Below are 17,999 nucleotides of genomic sequence, written 5' to 3'. Positions count from 1 at the left end.
TCCCGCCCCCCTCGACCGTCCCGCCCGATCCGACCGTCTCGGCAGACCCGTTCAAACCGTCCGAACAGACCGTAATCAGCCGACTCACCGGCGGACGCGGCGGCCCCGTAAATCGACCCGCGGTCCGGTCGGGCCGCGTCGGCGTGTATCATTCGAAAAGACATTCTCGAACTACTGTGACGAGAGGACGGGGATTTGTTATGAAGCGACTAGCCGGCGTTCGCGCCGGCCTACACGCCGTCAGGGACTCTCTGCCGCCGCCCGTAGGCGCTCGATACCGTCGGCGTCGATGCCGTAGCCGTGTGTCGGTTCCCCGGAGATTCTGGTGGCCACGTACTCGGCGATGGCGTAGGCCATCCACGCCTGACACCACCGCATGAGCGTCATGCGCTTGGTGTAAAAGCGGTGTTTGCGGAAGTAGAACCGACCCTCGGACGGGACGTACATGTTCGCGAGCGCCCAGTCGATGGCGCGCTCGGCGCGGTCGTACTGCCCGGCGTAGGTGAACACGAGGATGCCCTGCGCCGTCGCGTGGATGTCCCGCGGGTAGGGGTTTTCCTCGTCGAAGTTGGGCGCGCCGTCCTCGTCGAACAGCTCGCGGGCGTAGAAGTCGAGGCCGCGTTCGAGGGTGTCGTCGTACCGACCGCTGCCGACGATTTGCTCGTAGCGCTGGAAGCACTCGACGATGAAGCCGTTGTGGTGGTTGTCCATCGAGAGGTGCGAGGCGCTCGCGGGTTCGCGGTAGTACCACCCGCCGCGGTCGGTCTGCTTCGACGCGACGAAGTCGTACACCTTCTCGGCGCGCGTCAACAACTCCTCGTCACCGAAGTGGTCGTACAGCTCGACGAACAGCCGCGCCCCGATGGCCAGCGCGTTGAGCGTGTAGCTGTCTTTCGGGTGCGAGAGGTAGTAGTCCATGACCGCGCCGTCGTCCTTCGGCCGGTAGTTGAGGTCGTCGAGCAGCACGTCCACGGCGGTCTTGGCGATGTCCGGGTAGTCCGGGTCGAACTCCCGCCCGGCGAGGAGCGCCTTGACGCCGTAGGACGTCGAGACGATGTTCGGCGAGTGGGGAATCCCCGACCGCGGGCCGTTGCGACCCGAGATGTGCTGGATGACGTGGCGGTGACTGCCGGCGAAGCCGCTGTAGCCTTTGGCTTGGTTCTCCACGAGCCACTCCGTCAGCGCCGCCGCGTCCTCGCGGTACGTCTCCGCCGGGCGGTCGCCGTCGAACCACTCGGCCAACTGCGCACGGGTCCGGTTCGCCATGGCGAACAGCGTGATGCCCTTGAAATTTCGGCGTTGCTCCACGAGGAACAGCGGGCGGACGTTGACGGGCGAGCGCTTGATGAACTCCTGGACCGCGAGGTTGAACCAGCGGTTGTCGATGGGGACCGAAAGCAGGAGCCTGCTGCTCATGCCGTCGCCGTAGTCCCAGCCCTTGTAGTCGCGTTCGCGGGCGTAGTCGAGCACGTCGTCGAGCACGTCGACGTACCGTTGGAGTCGCTCCGTGTCGGCGTCGCCGTCGCGGTGATACTGCTTCGGTGATGGATTCATGATACAGAATAGCCTCTCTGAGGGGTATTGGCTGTCCGAGAGGAAGCCCGCTGGCGGCTTTGTTATGGGGCCGATACCGACCGACGTCGCCGGATTCTACGGAGAGAGCGAGCGACCCGCGCCGCCGGGGGTCGCGCTGTCGGTGGTCGCGCTGTCGGTCGCCCTCTCGTCCGCGTCGTCGTCGGAATCACCGGAACCGCCGCGCTCGCGGTCGGCGAGGAACTCGCGGTAGTAGTCGGCGACGGGGCCGACCCACGCGCCGCGGTCGAGCGCCCGCTCGACGATGCGGCGGTAGAGCCGGCGGTAGCCGGGGAACTCGTCTTCGTTGAAGTACCGCGGGTGCCACAGCACGGTCATCACGGCGTCGTTCGCCTCGGCCTCGTCCAAGAGGCGCTCGCACTCGGCCCACGCCTCGTCGAACGCCGACCCAGGGTCGGGAAGCGACACCTCCATCAGCGTCAGCGGGAAGACGACGAAGTCGTCGTCGAAGGGTCTGAACGGCCGGTAGCCGTGCTGGAAGCCGTTTTCCGAACTCGACCCGGGGCTGGCGTCGTACTTCAGGCCGAGTTCGCGGTGGTAGCGCCACGTGTTCGGCCCGAGTTTGAGGTGATGCTGGCGGCCGCCGACGACCTCGTGGCCGAGCACCGCTTCGAGTTCGCGCTTCTCGGTCCGGAGGCGGTCGAAGTCGTCGCACGACCGGAACGAGCCGTGGATGCCGACCTCCCAGCCGCCCTCGTCGAGGTCGCGGACGGCGGTGGCGACCGAGGCCGAGTCGAGGTCGTACCGGCCGAGGTGTTCGACCCAGTTCTTCGGTTCGAGCCAGTCCGACAGCGACCCCGTTTCGAGGAGGCTCGGCTCGTTGAGGAAGTAGAACGACGAGCGGACGCCGAGGTCGCGTTCGAGCGCCATGACCTCCTCGAACTGCCAGTAGGGGTTCTCCCGGCGGAGGAGCGTCCGGAGGTGATAGCCCGGATTCGACTTCGCCGCGTAGTACAGCCCCTGATACGTCTTGTACGGGCGGTCCACGTCGTGGGTCAGACAGACCGCGAAGCCCGGCCCGGACTCGCTCGGTTCCGTGCGGGTCACGCGGGGGTCACCTCGCGCATCTGCGTCTCCCTTCTTCTCACGCATGCTCGTACTCCGAGAGCGCGGCGACGATTCGCTCGGCGGCGCTCCCGTCGCCGTACAGCGAGGGCTTCTCCGGGAGCGGGCTCTCGTCGGCCAGCGCCGCCCGAATCGCGGTCGCGTCCGCGCCGACGAGGGCGTTCCAGCCGGCGTCGACGGTCTCGGTCCACTCGGTCTCGTCGCGGAGCGTGAGACACCTGGTGTCGAGGTAGAACGCCTCCTTCTGGACGCCGCCGGAGTCGGTGGCGACGCGCTCCGCGCCGTCGAGCAGGCGGACGAAGTCGAGGTAGCCGACCGGTTCCACGAGGACGACGTTCTCGGCGTCGGCGAGCCGCGACCAGAGGCCGCTGGCTTCGAGCGCCCCCTCGGTCCGCGGGTGGACCGGGAAGACGACCGGGAGTTCCGACGACGCCAGCCCCTCCACGATGCCTTCGAGGCGGTCGCGGTCGTCGGTGTTGGCGGCGCGGTGGACCGTCGCGAGGACGTACTCGCCGTCTCGGAGGTCGAGTCCGTTGAGTATCGTCGACCGCTCGCGGGCGGCCTCGCGGACCCGGAGGACGGCGTCGTACTGCACGTCGCCGGTCACGGAAACGCCGTCGCGGATGCCCTCGCTCGCCAGCGTCTCGGCGGCAGACTCGGAGGGCGCGAACAGCAGGTCCGAGCAGTGGTCGGTGAGCACGCGGTTGACCTCCTCGGGCATCGCCCAGTTGTGGCTCCGCAGGCCGGCCTCGACGTGCGCCAGCGCGGGGTCGCGCTTCGCGGCCACGAGCGCCGCCGCGAGCGTGGAGTTGGTGTCGCCGTAGACGAGCACCACGTCGGGCGCTTCGTCGGCGACGACGGCGTCCAGCCGGGTCATCATCTCGGCGGTCTGGGCGGCGTGGCCGCCCGAGCCGACCCCGAGGTTGTAGTCGGGTTCCGGGATGTCGAGCTCGTCGAAGAACACGCCCGACATCGACTCGTCGTAGTGCTGGCCGGTGTGGACGAGCACCTCGTCGTGGTCGCGCCTGAGCGCGTCGGAGACGGGGAACGCCTTGATGAACTGCGGGCGCGCGCCGACGACCGAGAGCACTTTGAGACGGCTCATCGCCCCGGCCCTCCGCGCGGCGCGTCGGCCGCCACCTCGGGGTCGGCCTCGGTCTCGGATGCCCCGCCCCGCGGCCCGCCGCCGATTTCGTACACGCGGTGGCCGATGTCGCCGAGGGTGCCGCGGCCGTCGACGACGACGAGGTCGTCGAAGGCGGCCCAGTCGATGCCGTCGAACTCCTCGTGCGGCGTGACGACTACGGCCGCGTCGATAGCGCGGGTCGGCAGGTCGGCGAGCGCGACGGGGGTCGCGCCGAACGAGGCGACCACCTCGTCGGAGAGCATCGGGTCGACCGCGAGGACGGTCGCGCCGAGGTCGTTCAGTCGGTCGATGACGCCCGCGGCGGGGGTCGCGCGCGTCTCGGCGACGCCGGGGCGGTAGGTGACGCCGAGGACGGCGACGGTCGCGCCCCGAATCTCTCGGCCCGCTGCGGCCAGTTCGTCGCGGAGTTTGTCCGCGGTGAACGCCGGCATGCTGTCGTTGACCTCGCGGGCGGTCAGGAGCAGGGGCGTCTCGGCCTCGACTCGGCTCGTGATGAAGTACGGATACCACGGGATGCAGTGGCCGCCGACGCCCGGGCCGGGCGCGTGGATGTCGCAGTACGGCTGGGTGTTGGCCGCGTCGATTGCCTCGGTCACGTCGATGCCGAGGTCGTCGCGGAGCCGCGCGAGTTCGTTGGCGAGCGCGATGTTCACGTCGCGGTAGACGCCCTCGAACAGTTTCACGGCCTCCGCGGTCGTCGCGTCGCGCACGGGAATCACCTCGTTCGAGGTAATCTCGCCGTAGACGAGCGCCGCGACGCGGGTGCTCTCGGCGTCGACGCCGCCGACGATTTTCGGGTGCGACTCGGTGATGTCGCGGAGCGCCCGGCCCGACGAGGTCCGCTCGGGGCAGAACGCCACGCCGAACTCGCCGGCCGAGAGGCCGCTTCGGTCCGCGAGATACGGGACCACGAGGTCCTTGCTCGTCCCCGGCGGGACGGTGCACTCGACGACGACGAGGTCGCCGGGAGCGAGTCCCTGCGCGATGCTGTCGAGGACGGCCTCGAACGCCGTGAGGTCGGGCTCGCGGTCGTCGGTCAGCGGGGTCGGGACGATGATGACGTGAATCGCCGCGGATTCGGCCGCGGCGACGCCGTCGGTGGTCGCCCGGAGCGCGCCGCGTTCGGCTTGCTCGGCGACTAGTTCGGGCAGTCCCGGTTCCTTCGCCACGTGGCACTCGCCGTCGTTGACGCCGCGGACCACGTCCTCGCTGATGTCGACGCCGGTGACGTTGCCCGTCGCGCGGGCGTAGACGGCCGCCAGCGGGAGGCCCATCTTGCCGAGGCCGTACACCGCGACGGGGACCTCGCCGGCGCGCAGGGCCCGCGTCTGTTCGTCGGGCGAGCGGTCGGAGCCGTACAGCCCGGGTCGCTCGCGGCTCATTGCCGGCCCTCCGAGGAGTCCGTGGTCTCTGCGGTCTCCGCGGTCTCCGCGCTCTCCGCGGTCTCCGCAGCCTCCGCGTTCTCAGCGGTCTCGACGCTCCGAACCGTCGATTCGGCGTCGGCCTCGATGCGCCGGGCGAGGTCGATGGCGCGCAGGCCGTCGGCCGGCGAGACGAGGACCGGGCCGCCGTCGGTGGCGGCGTCGACGAACGCCTGTAGCTCGCGCTTCAGCGGCTCGCCGGTGGAAATCATCGGCTGTTCCATGACCACCTCGTGGCGGTAGCGGACGCCCCCGTTGTCCCGGAGGTAGTCCGGCCGCGACTGGCGGAAAATCTGGACCGACTGGTTCAGGTAGTCGACCCGGATGAGTCGGTCGCGCGCGGTGATATCGAGGGTCCGCGTCTTCTGCTGGGTGAGCCGACTCGCCGTGAGCGACGCGATGACGCCGTTCTCGAAGGTCACCTGCGCCGTCGCGTACTGCTCGTCTGGCGTGGCGGTCGCGGCCACGCGGTCGACGTCGGCGTCGACGAGCGAGAGCACCACGTCGATGTCGTGAATCATGAGGTCCATGACGACGCCGTCGCCCATCTCGCGGTTCAGCGGCGGGCCGAGTCGATTCGCGGTGATGGCGATTGGTTCGACGCCGTCGAGGAGGTCGGGGAGGGCGCGGACGGCCGGGTTGAACCGCTCGATGTGGCCCACTTGGAGCACGACGCCGCGGTCCTCGGCGAGCGCGGCCAGCTCCGCGCCCGCGTCGAGGTCGTCGACGAAGGGTTTCTCGACGAGCGCGTGGACGCCGGCGTCGATGCACTGCCGGGCGACCGATTCGTGATAGGGCGTCGGCACCGCGACCGTCACCACGTCCACGCGGTCGAGGAGTTCCTTGACTCCGTACGCGTCGGTGCCGAAGTCGGCGGCGACCTCGGCGGCGCGCTCCGCGTCCGCGTCGGCGACGCCGACCAGTTCGACGCCGCGAAGCTCCGCGTAGACCCGCGCGTGGTTGGTCCCCATCGAGCCCACGCCGACGACGCCCGCGCGAACCGGGCGCTCTTGTCCGCCGTCGGTGCGGCGTCCGGCGGGTTCTCGGCTCACCTCGCCACCTCCGCGTAGTTGGCGACCGCGGTCCCGACGCGCTCCACGTCGGCCTCGCTGAGCCCGGGGTGGACCGGTAGCGAGAGCACCCGCCTCGCGGCCTCCTCCGCGACGGGGGCCGACACCGCGAGGTGTTCGTACGCGGGTTGCTTGTGGACGGGCTTCGGGTAGTAGACGCCCGTGGCGATGCCCTTCGCGTCGAGGTACGACTTGAGAGCGTCGCGCTCGACGCCGTCGCAGGCGACGGTGTACTGGTGGAAGACGTGGGTCCGGTCCGGCGGCGTGTGGGGCGTCGTGACCGGCGAGTCTTCGAGGTACTCCGTGAGCGCGGCGGCGTTCGCCTGCCTCGCGCGAGTGAACTCGGGGAGGCGTTCGAGCTGGACCCGGCCGATGGCCGCGGCGATGCTCGTCATGCGGAAGTTGTGGCCGACCTCGGCGTGTTCGTAGCCGGAGACGCGGCCGTGGTCAACGAACCGGGCGGCGCGCTCTGCGACGTCCGCGTGGTTGGTGGTAATCATCCCGCCCTCGCTCGTGGTCATGTTCTTCGTCGGGTAGAACGAGAAGCACGCGGCGTCGCCGAGGGAGCCGACGCGCCGTCCCTCGACTTCCGCGCCGTGGGCCTGCGCGGCGTCCTCGACGAGCAGGAAGTCGTACTCCTCGGCGAGTTCCGCGAGGCGCGTCATGTCTGCCGGGAGACCGTAGAGGTGGACCGCGATGACCGCGTCCACCTGTTCGCCGGCCCGCAGTCGCGCTTCGAGCGCGTCGGGGTCGATGTTGTACGTCCGCGGGTCGATGTCGACGAAGCCCACCTCCGCGCCCGCGAAGGCGACGGCGTTGGCCGTCGCGATGAACGTGAAGGGCGTCGTCAGGACGCGGTCGCCGGGACCGATACCGAGCGCGTGAAGCGCGGCGTGAAGCGCCGTCGTCCCGTTGGAGGTGGCGACGCCGTGGTCGGCGCCGCAGTAGTCGGCGAACTCCCGCTCGAAGCCCCGAACCTCGGGGCCGTCGGCTATCATGCCGCTTTCGAGGACGTCTGCGATTCGGTCCCGTTCGGCCGCGCCGAGTTGTGGTGCGGCGATTGAGATGTGGTCTGAACTCATCGTCGGATCCTGTTTTCTCCCCGCAGTTGCTCCGGTAGGTCGCGGTGGACGGCGGGGACGCCCACGGCGAGGGTGCGCGGCGGCACGTCGTTCACGACGAGCGCGCCGGCGGCGACGAACGCGCCCTCGCCGACCGTCACGCCGGGGAGGAGCGTCGCGTTCGCGCCGATGGAGGCGTGGTTCTCGATTATCGGTCCGACGAGTTCCGCGTCGGTGCGGACCGGGTAGGGGTCGTTCGTCATCACCACGCCCGGCCCGACGAACACGTCGTCGCCGATGCGGGTGTTGGTGGGGATGTAGACGTTCGTCTGGATGCTCACGCGCGACCCGATGGTCGTGGTGCCGTCGACGACCGTCTCGGTCCCGAGGAGGACCCCGTCGCCGATGGTCGTGTGCTCGCGGACGAGGACGTTGTGGCCGGTGACGAAGTCGTCGCCGATGGTCACGTCGTCGTAGACGATGGTGCCGGCGCGGATTCGCGCCCGGTCGCCGATGACCGGGTCGTCGCCGTCGCCGTAGCCGATGGTGACGCCGTCGTCGACGTGGGACTCGACGCCCACCTCGGCGCTCATCGGCGTCCACCTCGCGTCGGTCGCGCTCCGTCGGCCGTCTGTGTCGACTCGGCGGACGACCGAATCGACTGGAAAATCTGGAATCTCATATCATGTCGGCGGGGAGTCTGCCTGCCTTAGCGAAATTCAGTCTCGGTGAGGGCTTTGTTATGGAGTGATTGCCGCCCGAAATCCGGCCGCAGTCACTTCGTAACGCCGCGGCGGATTCCGGTCACCGAGCGTTTGAGAAGCCCCACGCCGGGCGCGCCGTCGCCGAGCCAGAGCCAGACGGCGCTGCCGAGCAACGCGAGTTCGAACGCGACCAACACCCACGCCTCGGGCCGTGCGAGGAAGACGACGAAGCGGCGCAGATAGAACCACGTCTGGGCGAAGAAGCCGCCCATCGACGACTCGCTCCCGTGGGACAGCGGCCAGAGGAACGCCCGAATCACGTCGTAGTTCCCGAAGAAAAAGCCGTTGTACAGCAGGTCCGCGGGGATGTGCGAGAGGTAGCCGAGGGCGAAGGCGACGCCGACCGTCGCCGCCCGGTAGCGCCGCGCGACGGCCACGACGAGTATCGAAACCGGAACCGAGACGAGAATCGAGTGGGCCGCGGAGATGCCGCTCGGGAGAACGCCGAACGACCACGCCAGCGGCTTGTCGACGAGGTCGGGGAACTGCGTTCCGACGAGCACCGCCAGCGCGGCCCAGCCGTCGAGCTTCCGGCCGGTCGCCCGAGCCCACAGCGAGACGATGATGTAGCCGACGGCGGCGTGTTCCCACGGGAACATCAGCGGTCGCTCCGGGCGGTCGCGTCCGTGTCGTCAGTTTCTCGTCGCGGCGTGGTGGGGATACGTGTCTGAAACATCTGGGTTGTGGGGCGCGTCGCGGTCGGTCGTGGAGGTGCGAGAGTTCCGCCCGCGTCGGGTGCGGATGTTCCGCGTCGGGTGCGGTGTAGGCGATAACGGCGCGCGAGCGCCCGGTCAGGGAACCCGAGTGTTCGTCCGGGTTTTGTTATGGCGACCGTAACGGCTCCAGAGGGATTTTCGCGGCCGGAAACGGGCGGCGATTCCCCCGAATGCGGCGGGTAGACGCCGTATAACTACTCCCGCGGGGCGCGTGGAACGTCCAGAGAGTATGCGATACCTGTTCTTCACCAACACGCCCGCGCACGTCCACCTCTACAAGTACGCCGTCAGAGAGCTTCAGGCGATGGGTCACGACGTGCTCGTCCTCGGCCGCGACTACGGCTGTACCACGGACCTCCTCGAATACTACGACCTCCCCCACGAGATTTACGGCTCCTGCGGGACGACGAAGTACTCGCTTTTCAAATCGCTCCCGTTCCACTACGTCAACATCTTCCGGGCCGTGCGGCGGTTCAAGCCGGACCTCATCTTCGGGATGGGCGGCTACGCGGCCCACGCCGGGGCCGTCTCGCGGACGCCCGTGGTCCTCCTCCTCGACTCCGAGCCGACCTCGCTGGACCACGTCGTCTCCCGACCGTTCGCCAAGGCGATTCTGACGCCCCACACCTTCGGGAAGGACCTCGCGGACAACCACTACCAGTTCCGCGGGTTCAAAGAGACGGCCTATCTCCACCCCGACGTGTACGAGCCCTCGGTGGACATCCGGGCCGAACTCGGCCTCGACCCCGACGAGAAGTTCGTCGTCGTCCGATTCAACGCGTTCGGCTCGCACCACGACGTTGGCCACGGCGGCTTCACCCCCGAGCGACGCCGCGAACTCATCGAGATGCTGGGCGAGCGCGCGACCGTCTTCGTCCTCGACGAGAGCGAAGAACGCCGCGACGGCGACCTCGACACCCGCCCGTTCGACTTCCACCCCGCGCTCGTCCACGACGTGCTCGCCGAGGCGAGCCTGCTCGTCGCCGACACCCAGACCATGGTCACCGAGGCGGCGCTCCTCGGGACGCCCGCCATCCGGTCGAACTCCTTCGTCGGCGACGACGACATGGGCAACTTCGTCGAACTCGAACGGCAGGGGCTCATCTCCAACCTCAAGTCGTTCGACGACGTGATGGCCCGCGCCGAGGAACTCCTCGCCGACGACGGCGCGAAGGCCCGCTGGGCCGACAAACGCGACGCGTTCCTCGCGGACAAAGTGAACCTCACCGACGTCATCGTCCAGGTGGCGCTGAACTACGGCTCCGTCGAGAGGGTCGACTCGCTGACGCGACACACCGTGCCGGCGTAGTCGATGCCGCTCGGCACTCCCCTCTCCCCCGAAGACGGTCAATCGACCCATAACTAACCGCCGAACCGCCCAATTTTCGCGTATCGACCGGCGCGCGCTCGCGCCCGCCTCGACGCGTCCCGCGACTCGGAAGCCGCGATTCCCCGGCCCGCGATTCCCGACCACGACCCGAAAACCAACCCATGAAGCCCAAGCAAACACTCCTCATCGTCGGCCCGAAAGGCACCGGCGGCATCGACCGATACATCACCGAACAGCGTCGCTACCTCGAAGACCGGATGGACGTGCGCGTCTACACGCGCTACACCGCGCCGAAAGGCGAGGGGCTCGAACTCGCCGCGCGGATGCTCCTCTCGTCGCTCGTCGCCGTCGCCCTGTTCCCCTTCCAGCGACGCCCGGACATCGTCCACGTCCACTCGTCGCACACCTACTCGTTCTACCGCGCGGCGTTCTTCGCCCTGTTTTCGAAGTACGTCTGGGGCGTCCCCGTCGTCTTCCACATCCACGGCTCGTCGTTCGACGACTTCCTCGCCACCGACTCGCGGGCCGTCCGCCGACTCCAGTCGCTCGTCTTCGACGCCGTCGACGACGTGGTCGTCCTCTCGGAGTACTGGCGCGGCCTCGTCTCCCGACTCGCCGGCGAGGAGAAAGTCCACGTCATGGCCAACGCCGTCGAACCCGCGGAGTACGACCCGACGTACCCGACCGACCCCGTCCATCTCGTCTTCGTCTCGAACCTCATCGACCGCAAGGGAATCCGCGAGTTCCTCGACGCCGTCGAGATACTCGAATCCACGCCCGGCCTCGACTTCGAGGTGAGCATCGGCGGCCGCGGCCCCCACGCGGACCGCGCCGAGGCGGTCGCCGCCGCCCACGACAACGTCTCGTACCTCGGCTTCCTCTCCGAGGAAGACAAGCGCGACCTCATCGGCCGCGGGACCGTGTTCGTCCTTCCGACGTACGCAGAGGGGCTCCCAATCGCCATGCTCGAAGGCATGGCCGGCGGAAACGCCATCGTGACCACGCCCGTCGGCAGTATCCCCGAGGTCATCACCGACGACCGCGGGATTCTCGTCACGCCCGGCGACGCCGAGGAACTGGCGCGGGCGCTCGCGCGACTCGTCTCCGACCCCGAGGAAGCCGTCCGCATGGGTCGGACGAACCGGGCGGCCATCGAAGAGCGCTACTCGTGGCAGTCGAACGCCGAGGAGTTGGTGGCGATGTACGCCGAGGCGGCGTAGCGTCAGGGTCTCTTTTTCGCGTCGGTTTCGGCTGACGACGGACTGCCTAGCTCTCTCTAGTGGTTTCCATCAACGGGTACGTCTGAAACCTGGGGCATTCGACGGACTGGCTAACGACGTTCTGGCTTCAACCCCACAAGGGTTCGTCTGAAACTCGGTTCGCGCTTCGGAAGACGAGTTCCGCGCGCTTCAACCCAACAAGGGTTCGTCTGAAACCCGTTTTGTCTGCTTTGTGAGGAAACCAGACACATGCTTCAACCCAACAAGGGTTCGTCTGAAACCTTGGTTCGGCAGTACCGCTGGCCGCATTGTCGCGCGCTTCAACCCAACAAGGGTTCGTCTGAAACCGGTCACAAGCGAATCCCCGCCCTCAGTTGCGCGGTTGCTTCAACCCAACAAGGGTTCGTCTGAAACACGTTGCACAACCAACCGCGACAGAGGTCACTCAATGCTTCAACCCAACAAGGGTTCGTCTGAAACCGGCCCGCGCTCTCTAAGCTCGTGGCCGACCAGAGCGCTTCAACCCAACAAGGGTTCGTCTGAAACGACGACGTGTCGGGCGAGGGCGTCGAAGCCATCACGCGCTTCAACCCAACAAGGGTTCGTCTGAAACCGTCGAACCCGACGCGCGGGACGGCACTCGCCGGGCTTCAACCCAACAAGGGTTCGTCTGAAACCGTGTTTGCACGGGCGCGAAACGTGGGGTAAGACGCTTCAACCCAACAAGGGTTCGTCTGAAACTGTCGAAACCCAAGCCGAGCGCTGGGAGCGCCGCGGGCTTCAACCCAACAAGGGTTCGTCTGAAACTGGTGATGAACACACCGTCTCCGTCGCCTTCATTGGCGCTTCAACCCAACAAGGGTTCGTCTGAAACGCTCAACTATGGGAGCTACCGCGTCGAATATCGAGCTTCAACCCAACAAGGGTTCGTCTGAAACACAAGGAGTCGACGGTGGGAAACTTGACCGGCGCCGGCTTCAACCCAACAAGGGTTCGTCTGAAACACGCTATCCGAGTAATGTCGTGTTCGACGCGACGGCTTCAACCCAACAAGGGTTCGTCTGAAACAATTGGAGTTGATCCCACAACGGTCGTCCTCAACGAGCTTCAACCCAACAAGGGTTCGTCTGAAACCCGATGATTCAGCCCCTTTCGCATCGATATTAGTTAGCTTCAACCCAACAAGGGTTCGTCTGAAACGGTCGTCGTGGAAGGTGGAAGCGAGTACCGTGGAGATGCTTCAACCCAACAAGGGTTCGTCTGAAACCATGCCCGATATCACGGACACAGACCTTCTGAAGGACGACTACGATAAAGAAGTTCCGTCGACCGTCAGTAACCCGAATTGACCGGGGGGTCGACGGAACTCAGAGGAAGCGCTTTTCCTCGGTCGGATCGTCGCCGTACACCGAGCGGTTGAGCAGCGCGTCCGAGGACAGTTCGTAGATAATCGTGGATTCTCCCGGCTTCAACAGGTCTTCGACCTCGTTCCGAAGTGTCGCTAGGTCACCTTCGGAGATCTCTCCTTCGAGGACGGAGTTTTGGACGTGCGTCAGATAGCGCCGCCCCAGTTTGAGCGCTTTGTGCGTCCGTTCGGCTTCGAGGTCGTACACCATCACGACGTACATCTCACCACCACCGTTCGAAGGGTTCGTACTCCTCTCCGGTCAGCAGATGCTTTTTCAGTTTGTACGCTTCGAGACGAAGCAGGTACTGGTAGCTCACCTTGCGGTTGAGCTTCGGATGGTCGACGGTCCGCTCAAGCGTCTCTTCGAACGCTTTCGTGTACGTTTTCCGACCGCCTTCGTTGAGAAGGCAGGACCCGAGCTCGGTATCGAAATCGCTCGGCGTAATCTGGTTTCTGTTGATGAGGCGAAACAGCACGCGATCAGCGAGAACGGGTTTGAACAGGTCGGCGAGATCGAGCGATAGCGAGTAGCGACGCTCTCCGGGTTCGTGGAGATAGCTGATCGCCGGGTCGAGTGCAGTCGCGCGAATCGCCGTGACGCAGTTGGCGTAGACGAGCGCGTTGCCGAACGAAATCAGGCTGTTAATCTCGTTCGGTGGCGGGTTGTATTCCCGGCGCTCCAACCGGAACTCGTCGGGGAGAATCCGATTGAAACTCCGGTAGTACGCCTTTCTGGCAGTCGCTTCCACGCCCATGAGCTCGTCAATCGGACGTGTCTGGTCGACGCGCGCTGACGCGGCGTCCAAATCGGCGATTTCGGTCTCTAACTCTCGGTCTCGGTTGTTGTAGTAGACGACGTTCGTCCGCATATTGTGAATGCTCGCTGAGACGATTGCCGCCGCGAGCCGTCGCCTGTGGGCTGTGTCCTCGTACGCCCGGACTTGCTCGACGACCGTTCGCCCGGAGGTCTGGCCGCGCTTCGGCATCACCGAGCCCGCGTAGTAATCTTCCCAGCCGAAGACGTGGAGCGCGACCGTGCGCTGGTTGAGAAACGACATCAGTCGGGTGTTGAAGTCGATTTGTCCGTGCAGGAAGAACGCCTCCGCGTTTTCTATCGGGACGTAGCTCTTGTCGCCGGCGTCGGTGACGAGTCTCAGCGTGTCGTCGCTTCGTTCGAGTCGACCGTCGGAGAAGACGTGATAGTTCCTGTCCATTGTTAGCACCAACAGAAGTCGTGATACGCACACGAATCGCAGAAGGGCTTTCGCTCGGCCGGCGGCGGAGAGGGTCGGTGTACGAGGTCGTGAATCGCGCGAATCGATGATTCGACTTTTTTCACCCGTTCTTCGGTGAGTTCCACCGACTCTCGGCGGCGCTCTCGCGGGTGGGCGAGAACGCCCTCTCGATGCACGTCGGCGACTCTGTCGAGGTACCACAGATAGTACGACAGTTGCATTTCGGCGGGTTCGGTGAGCGCCGACGAGGGTTTGACTTCGACGACTCGGCCGTCGTCGAGCAAGTCCAGCGAGATCATTCCGAGGCGGAGGCTCTCCCGTTTGTCCTCGTACGCAGTCTCGTCGACCCGAGTTCCTCTCACGACGGTCGCGTTCTCGCGGTCGATTTCGAGGTTCCGACTCTCGAACCAGAGTTCCCGCTTGCAGACGTAGTAGTACTGCATCATCACCCCGGTTACGCGAAACGGCTCGTCGACGGGCGCTCCCCGCGCGGTTGCGAGCAGTCGGTCGACCGGGCCGTTCGTCGTCATAATATTCGGTTGTCGACGCTGCTTTCGGTGACCAGCCCGGTCGTCGAATCGAAGTAGCTGTCGTGCCGGGCGTCTCTCGCGTCGACCCACCGCGTCTCGGTGTCTTCGTGAAGACGCGCCAGGCCACTGAGCGCCTGTGCTTCCCGTGAATCACTCCGATATATCGGGACAGACACGCTCGCTTCCTTCAGGCTGTCCACGAGTCGGCGCACCGTTTCGAACTCGTAGTTTTGCCACGCCGCTCTGACGGCTTCGACTCGCTTTCGCTCTTCAGTCGTCCGACAGACGACGACCTCCACGCTCCGCCGCTGTTCGATCAGCGACAACTCCGCGAGTTCGTCCGCTCTCGCATCGTTCACGTACTCGACGTACGCGTCTTTGCCGACGTTCTTCTCATCGTGGAGCCGCCGGTAGTACTCTTCGACGGCCGTTTTCGAAACAGTCGCTTCCGGAATCGTGCCTTCGGCCCCACCGATATCGTCGAGCGTTTCGGTCGCGACGGGAAGGAGCGCCGTTCCTCGATTGTACACCGCTTCCGACGGCGTCTTCGCCTGTTCGTCGGGCGCTTCGAGCCACCAGACGACGACGTGGCCGCGGTCCCGCTCGAACGAACGGTTGCAGCGTCCGGCGGCTTGGACGATGCTGTCTATCGGTGCGAGGTCCCTGTAGACGCGGTCGAAACTGATGTCGACGCCGGCTTCGACGAGCTGGGTCGAAACCACGACGAGCGAGCGACCTCGTTCGGTGAGCAGCTTCGCGGTCTCGATGAGTCGAAGCCGGTCGACCGGACGTAACCGTGTGGAGAGGTGGAGCACCGGCCGCCCCTCGGCGTCGGCGACTCGCTCTGCGACTGTCTCCACCTCGACGTCCGTACTATTCCGGTCGGCGCTTTCGAGCACGTCGGCGTAGACCGAACCGACCGATATCGCGTCGGAGAGAGCATCGGTGACGTGCGTTGTCAGCGCTTGGGCGCTGTCGATGGTGTTGCACACCGCGAGCACCGACCCGTCCGCACTCGCCTCGTCGGCCACGGTCCCGCTGCCTCCGGCAGTCCCGTCGACTATCGCACTTGCCGCCTCCGGATACGATTTGGGTTCTTCCCGCGATTCGATGTATCGAGTCGCTGAATCGTCCAGTACGTACTGGACGCGTTCTGTCGCCTCGAAGTACGTCTCGGGTGTGGAGACCAGCTCGGTCGCGTCGTCGAACAACTGCGGTTGCGTGGCGGTCATGGCGATAACCGTCGCACCGTACTGTTCGGTGAGCATCCTCACGAGCCGCGGAACCAACTTCCACCAGTCCAACGGGAGACTCTGCGGTTCGTCCAACACGACGACGCTGTCCCGAAGCGCCGGGAGCTTCATCGACTGCCTGTTGGCCGGCCCGGCGAGGCTTTCGAGCAGTTGGACGAACGTCGTCACCGTCATTCCGGCGCGCCAACTTTCGGCCAGCATCCCGGCGACGTCGTCGTTCGCGTCCGCTTCGTCGGCGTCCTCGTCGCGTTCATCGACGATTGTCGCCTCCGAGAGATGGTGGTGCGCGGTCAGCAACCGCCCGGTCGTATCGACTTGATATATCTCTTCGACCTCGGCGACGACTTGGTCGATGATGCTCGTAAACGGGAGCGCGTACACCACGCGCTTCCCACCGAGTCGGTCGCGAACGCTGAGAGCCGCTGACAGGCCGGTGAGCGTCTTTCCCATCCCTGTCGGAAGCGTGATCGTCGCGACCCCACCGTCGGCGTCGGCGAACGATTCTACGTTCGACAGGACGGACGCCCTCGCTTTCGCTCGGAGGAAATTCAATCGCTCGCTTCGGCTCCCGTGTCGGTCGGAGTCGGCGGTTCGCTCTATCGACCCGATGTACTCGTCGAGCCGCTCGAACGTCGGCTTCTCTGCGTCGTAGGTCGCCGCGGACGCGTCGGCACCGCTCGCGGCCGCTGCGGCGCTCGTCTTATCGGCGAGGACCAGCGAACCCCAGCACTCTAATACGAGCCCGTAACAGCGCTCCGAGAGGGTTTCCCGGTTGATCGCCGTTGCGCTCGACCCCGTCGACTCCCTGACTTCCGTCAGGAGTTCCGCGAACGACCCACGGAACGCCGACCACGACCCCTTCCCGTCGGTCGCGTTCTGAAACACCTCTCGGGCGAGTTCCGGCGCTTGCTCGTCGATATCTTGGATCTGCTTCGCAATCGCCGCCTGCTGCAGCTCGGCACTGTTTTGGTTCCCTCTCGAAACGTTCTCGCGGCGGTTCGCCCGGCTGAAGACGTACGCCGCAACGTCGGGGAGTCGACCGTGGTGTTTTGCGACCGCGACGAAGCCGGCGAGACAGGTCTCCGGCTCGAAATTCTGGGCGCTGAGCGCGTAGTACGCGGCGAACGAACCGAGCGGTGCGTGGTAGCGATACTGCTCGTATCTCGGTTCTTTCGACCGCAACAGATAGTCCTGAAAGTACGTCGTCGCCTTCCCGAAGTCGTGCACGTATGCGAGCGTCTCGACGACCGCTCGGAGCGGTTCGCCGGCCGGGGTCTTCGCATCGGCCGGAACGACGTATCCGACACGTTCGGCGACATCCCCGAGATGGTCGACCAGCGGAACGCCGTCGTGAACGTCGTTCGGCGGGTGAGAGTACCGACCAGTCATCAGACGAACACCACGGTCCGGCCGTCGACTTCGGCGGCGTCGACGCCATCGATTACCAGCGGCTCCGCGTCAGGGTTGTACGCGTACGTCGTGAACTCCGTCGTCGTTCGGCCACCGGAGTCCGCTCGCATAAACGCGGGTGATTCTTCCACCTGACACCGCGTCCCCTCTCGAAGCACGACGTCGTCCACCGCGTTCGGAACGGCGGAGTCTACTTCGACCCGGTCGGGTCCGGAGACGGATTCCACGGCGAACTCCCCGTGATAGTCGATTTCCGCGAGGTGTTCCGACAGACCGAGGCTCGGAACGTAGTGTGACTTCCCGGCTTCCAGCATCTCCCGAAGCTCTCTGTACCGAGCCGTTTCCGCGAGCCACACGTCGACCCGGTAGGCGGGTTCGACGAGCACCTCGTAGTTGTGTTGTTGACGGAGCGCCGTCGGATTCGGTAGCTTCACGCTGATTTTCCCGCGGCCGTTGAGCGACTGTAGGTTCCCGCTCGCGGTCGACAGCGTGTTCATCGGCATGTTGAGCGTTCGAACCTCCCGAGCCGGCTCGATTGCGACCGCCGACGAACCGGACGCGAACAGGTCGTAGTAGCCGTCGCGTTCGATTCCGAGCACGGCGGCGAGCAGTCCGGCCACCGTCGTCCGCGGGATGATTCGGTACGTCTGCTTGACGACGTTCCCCTCGACCCGCCGAAAGTGTCCCCACGGCCCGCTGACGGTGAACGACAGACAGCGGTCCGGGCGGCCGTCACCGCCGTCATCGGCCCACTCGTCCAACGATTCCTGTCCCAT

15 protein-coding genes and 1 CRISPR repeat array are annotated in these 17,999 nt (G+C 66.0%); of the genes, 2 read left to right on the top strand and 13 right to left on the bottom strand.

The genetic code is table 11. The features are described 5' to 3' along the window. Positions 1 to 240: 240 nt before the first annotated feature. The 8 genes from NDI65_RS13600 to NDI65_RS13565 all read right to left on the bottom strand — a co-directional run bounded on the left by NDI65_RS13600 (position 241) and on the right by NDI65_RS13565 (position 8,720). Positions 241 to 1,554: an antibiotic ABC transporter permease gene (locus NDI65_RS13600; RefSeq protein WP_089781149.1), complete on the bottom strand. Its 1,314-nt coding sequence runs from the start codon at positions 1,552 to 1,554 to the stop codon at positions 241 to 243. A gap of 96 nt (positions 1,555 to 1,650) precedes the next feature. Further along, a complete protein-coding gene (locus NDI65_RS13595) occupies positions 1,651 to 2,640 on the bottom strand; it encodes a polysaccharide deacetylase family protein (RefSeq protein WP_089781294.1) in 990 nt (329 codons plus the stop codon). A 37-nt stretch (positions 2,641 to 2,677) separates the two neighbouring features. Further along, on the bottom strand, positions 2,678 to 3,763 hold the full coding sequence (gene wecB / locus NDI65_RS13590) for a UDP-N-acetylglucosamine 2-epimerase (non-hydrolyzing) (protein ID WP_089781147.1): 1,086 nt from the start codon (positions 3,761 to 3,763) through the stop codon (positions 2,678 to 2,680). Beyond that, positions 3,760 to 5,187 (bottom strand): nucleotide sugar dehydrogenase, encoded by a 1,428-nt coding sequence (locus NDI65_RS13585; RefSeq protein WP_310893745.1) that lies wholly within the window; start codon positions 5,185 to 5,187, stop codon positions 3,760 to 3,762. The genes wecB and NDI65_RS13585 overlap by 4 nt, the downstream gene beginning before the upstream one ends. Then, on the bottom strand, positions 5,184 to 6,278 hold the full coding sequence (locus NDI65_RS13580) for a Gfo/Idh/MocA family oxidoreductase (RefSeq protein ID WP_310893744.1): 1,095 nt from the start codon (positions 6,276 to 6,278) through the stop codon (positions 5,184 to 5,186). Before NDI65_RS13580 ends, NDI65_RS13585 begins: the two co-directional genes overlap by 4 nt. Continuing rightward, the gene (locus tag NDI65_RS13575; RefSeq protein ID WP_089781142.1) at positions 6,275 to 7,378 is read right to left on the bottom strand and encodes a DegT/DnrJ/EryC1/StrS family aminotransferase; all 1,104 of its coding nucleotides are present in this window, start codon (positions 7,376 to 7,378) and stop codon (positions 6,275 to 6,277) included. Before NDI65_RS13575 ends, NDI65_RS13580 begins: the two co-directional genes overlap by 4 nt. Beyond that, the gene (locus NDI65_RS13570; RefSeq protein WP_042661982.1) at positions 7,375 to 7,950 is read right to left on the bottom strand and encodes an acetyltransferase; all 576 of its coding nucleotides are present in this window, start codon (positions 7,948 to 7,950) and stop codon (positions 7,375 to 7,377) included. Before NDI65_RS13570 ends, NDI65_RS13575 begins: the two co-directional genes overlap by 4 nt. Before the next feature lie 182 nt (positions 7,951 to 8,132). Then, entirely contained in the window at positions 8,133 to 8,720 is a 588-nt protein-coding gene (locus NDI65_RS13565) for a metal-dependent hydrolase (RefSeq protein WP_089781140.1), read from the bottom strand. 346 nt (positions 8,721 to 9,066) lie between these two features. Here NDI65_RS13565 and NDI65_RS13560 point away from each other — a divergent pair, with 346 nt between their 5' ends. Together NDI65_RS13560 and NDI65_RS13555 are read left to right on the top strand one after the other, a co-directional pair. After that, complete coding sequence (locus tag NDI65_RS13560) at positions 9,067 to 10,146, top strand: DUF354 domain-containing protein (RefSeq protein ID WP_089781138.1); 1,080 nt, start codon at positions 9,067 to 9,069, stop codon at positions 10,144 to 10,146. Positions 10,147 to 10,328: 182 nt separating this feature from the next. Then, positions 10,329 to 11,387, top strand: a complete 1,059-nt coding sequence (locus NDI65_RS13555; protein ID WP_310893743.1) for a glycosyltransferase family 4 protein — start codon at positions 10,329 to 10,331, stop codon at positions 11,385 to 11,387. A 59-nt stretch (positions 11,388 to 11,446) separates the two neighbouring features. Then, positions 11,447 to 12,654: a CRISPR direct-repeat array (repeat unit 30 nt; unit sequence GCTTCAACCCAACAAGGGTTCGTCTGAAAC). 100 nt (positions 12,655 to 12,754) lie between these two features. Here the strand turns inward: NDI65_RS13555 and cas2 are convergent. The 5 genes from cas2 to cas5b are packed head-to-tail and all read right to left on the bottom strand — an operon-like array spanning position 12,755 to position 17,999. Continuing rightward, positions 12,755 to 13,015, bottom strand: coding sequence for a CRISPR-associated endonuclease Cas2 (cas2, locus tag NDI65_RS13550; RefSeq protein ID WP_089781134.1), 261 nt, complete (start codon positions 13,013 to 13,015; stop codon positions 12,755 to 12,757). 1 nt (position 13,016) lies between these two features. Continuing rightward, entirely contained in the window at positions 13,017 to 14,009 is a 993-nt protein-coding gene (gene cas1b / locus NDI65_RS13545; protein WP_089781131.1) for a type I-B CRISPR-associated endonuclease Cas1b, read from the bottom strand. Between the two features lie 2 nt (positions 14,010 to 14,011). After that, a complete protein-coding gene (gene cas4 / locus NDI65_RS13540) occupies positions 14,012 to 14,560 on the bottom strand; it encodes a CRISPR-associated protein Cas4 (RefSeq protein ID WP_089781129.1) in 549 nt (182 codons plus the stop codon). Continuing rightward, positions 14,557 to 17,202, bottom strand: coding sequence for a CRISPR-associated endonuclease Cas3'' (locus tag NDI65_RS13535; RefSeq protein WP_089781127.1), 2,646 nt, complete (start codon positions 17,200 to 17,202; stop codon positions 14,557 to 14,559). Before NDI65_RS13535 ends, cas4 begins: the two co-directional genes overlap by 4 nt. Beyond that, on the bottom strand, positions 17,202 to 17,999 hold the full coding sequence (gene cas5b, locus NDI65_RS13530) for a type I-B CRISPR-associated protein Cas5b (protein WP_089781125.1): 798 nt from the start codon (positions 17,997 to 17,999) through the stop codon (positions 17,202 to 17,204). Before cas5b ends, NDI65_RS13535 begins: the two co-directional genes overlap by 1 nt.

This window comes from Haloferax sp. S2CR25 (assembly GCF_031624535.1).
In the GTDB taxonomy this organism is placed as follows: domain Archaea; phylum Halobacteriota; class Halobacteria; order Halobacteriales; family Haloferacaceae; genus Haloferax; species Haloferax massiliensis.
The sequence above is the reverse complement of the archived record's forward strand: the minus strand, read 5'-3'. Positions and strand labels throughout refer to the sequence as shown.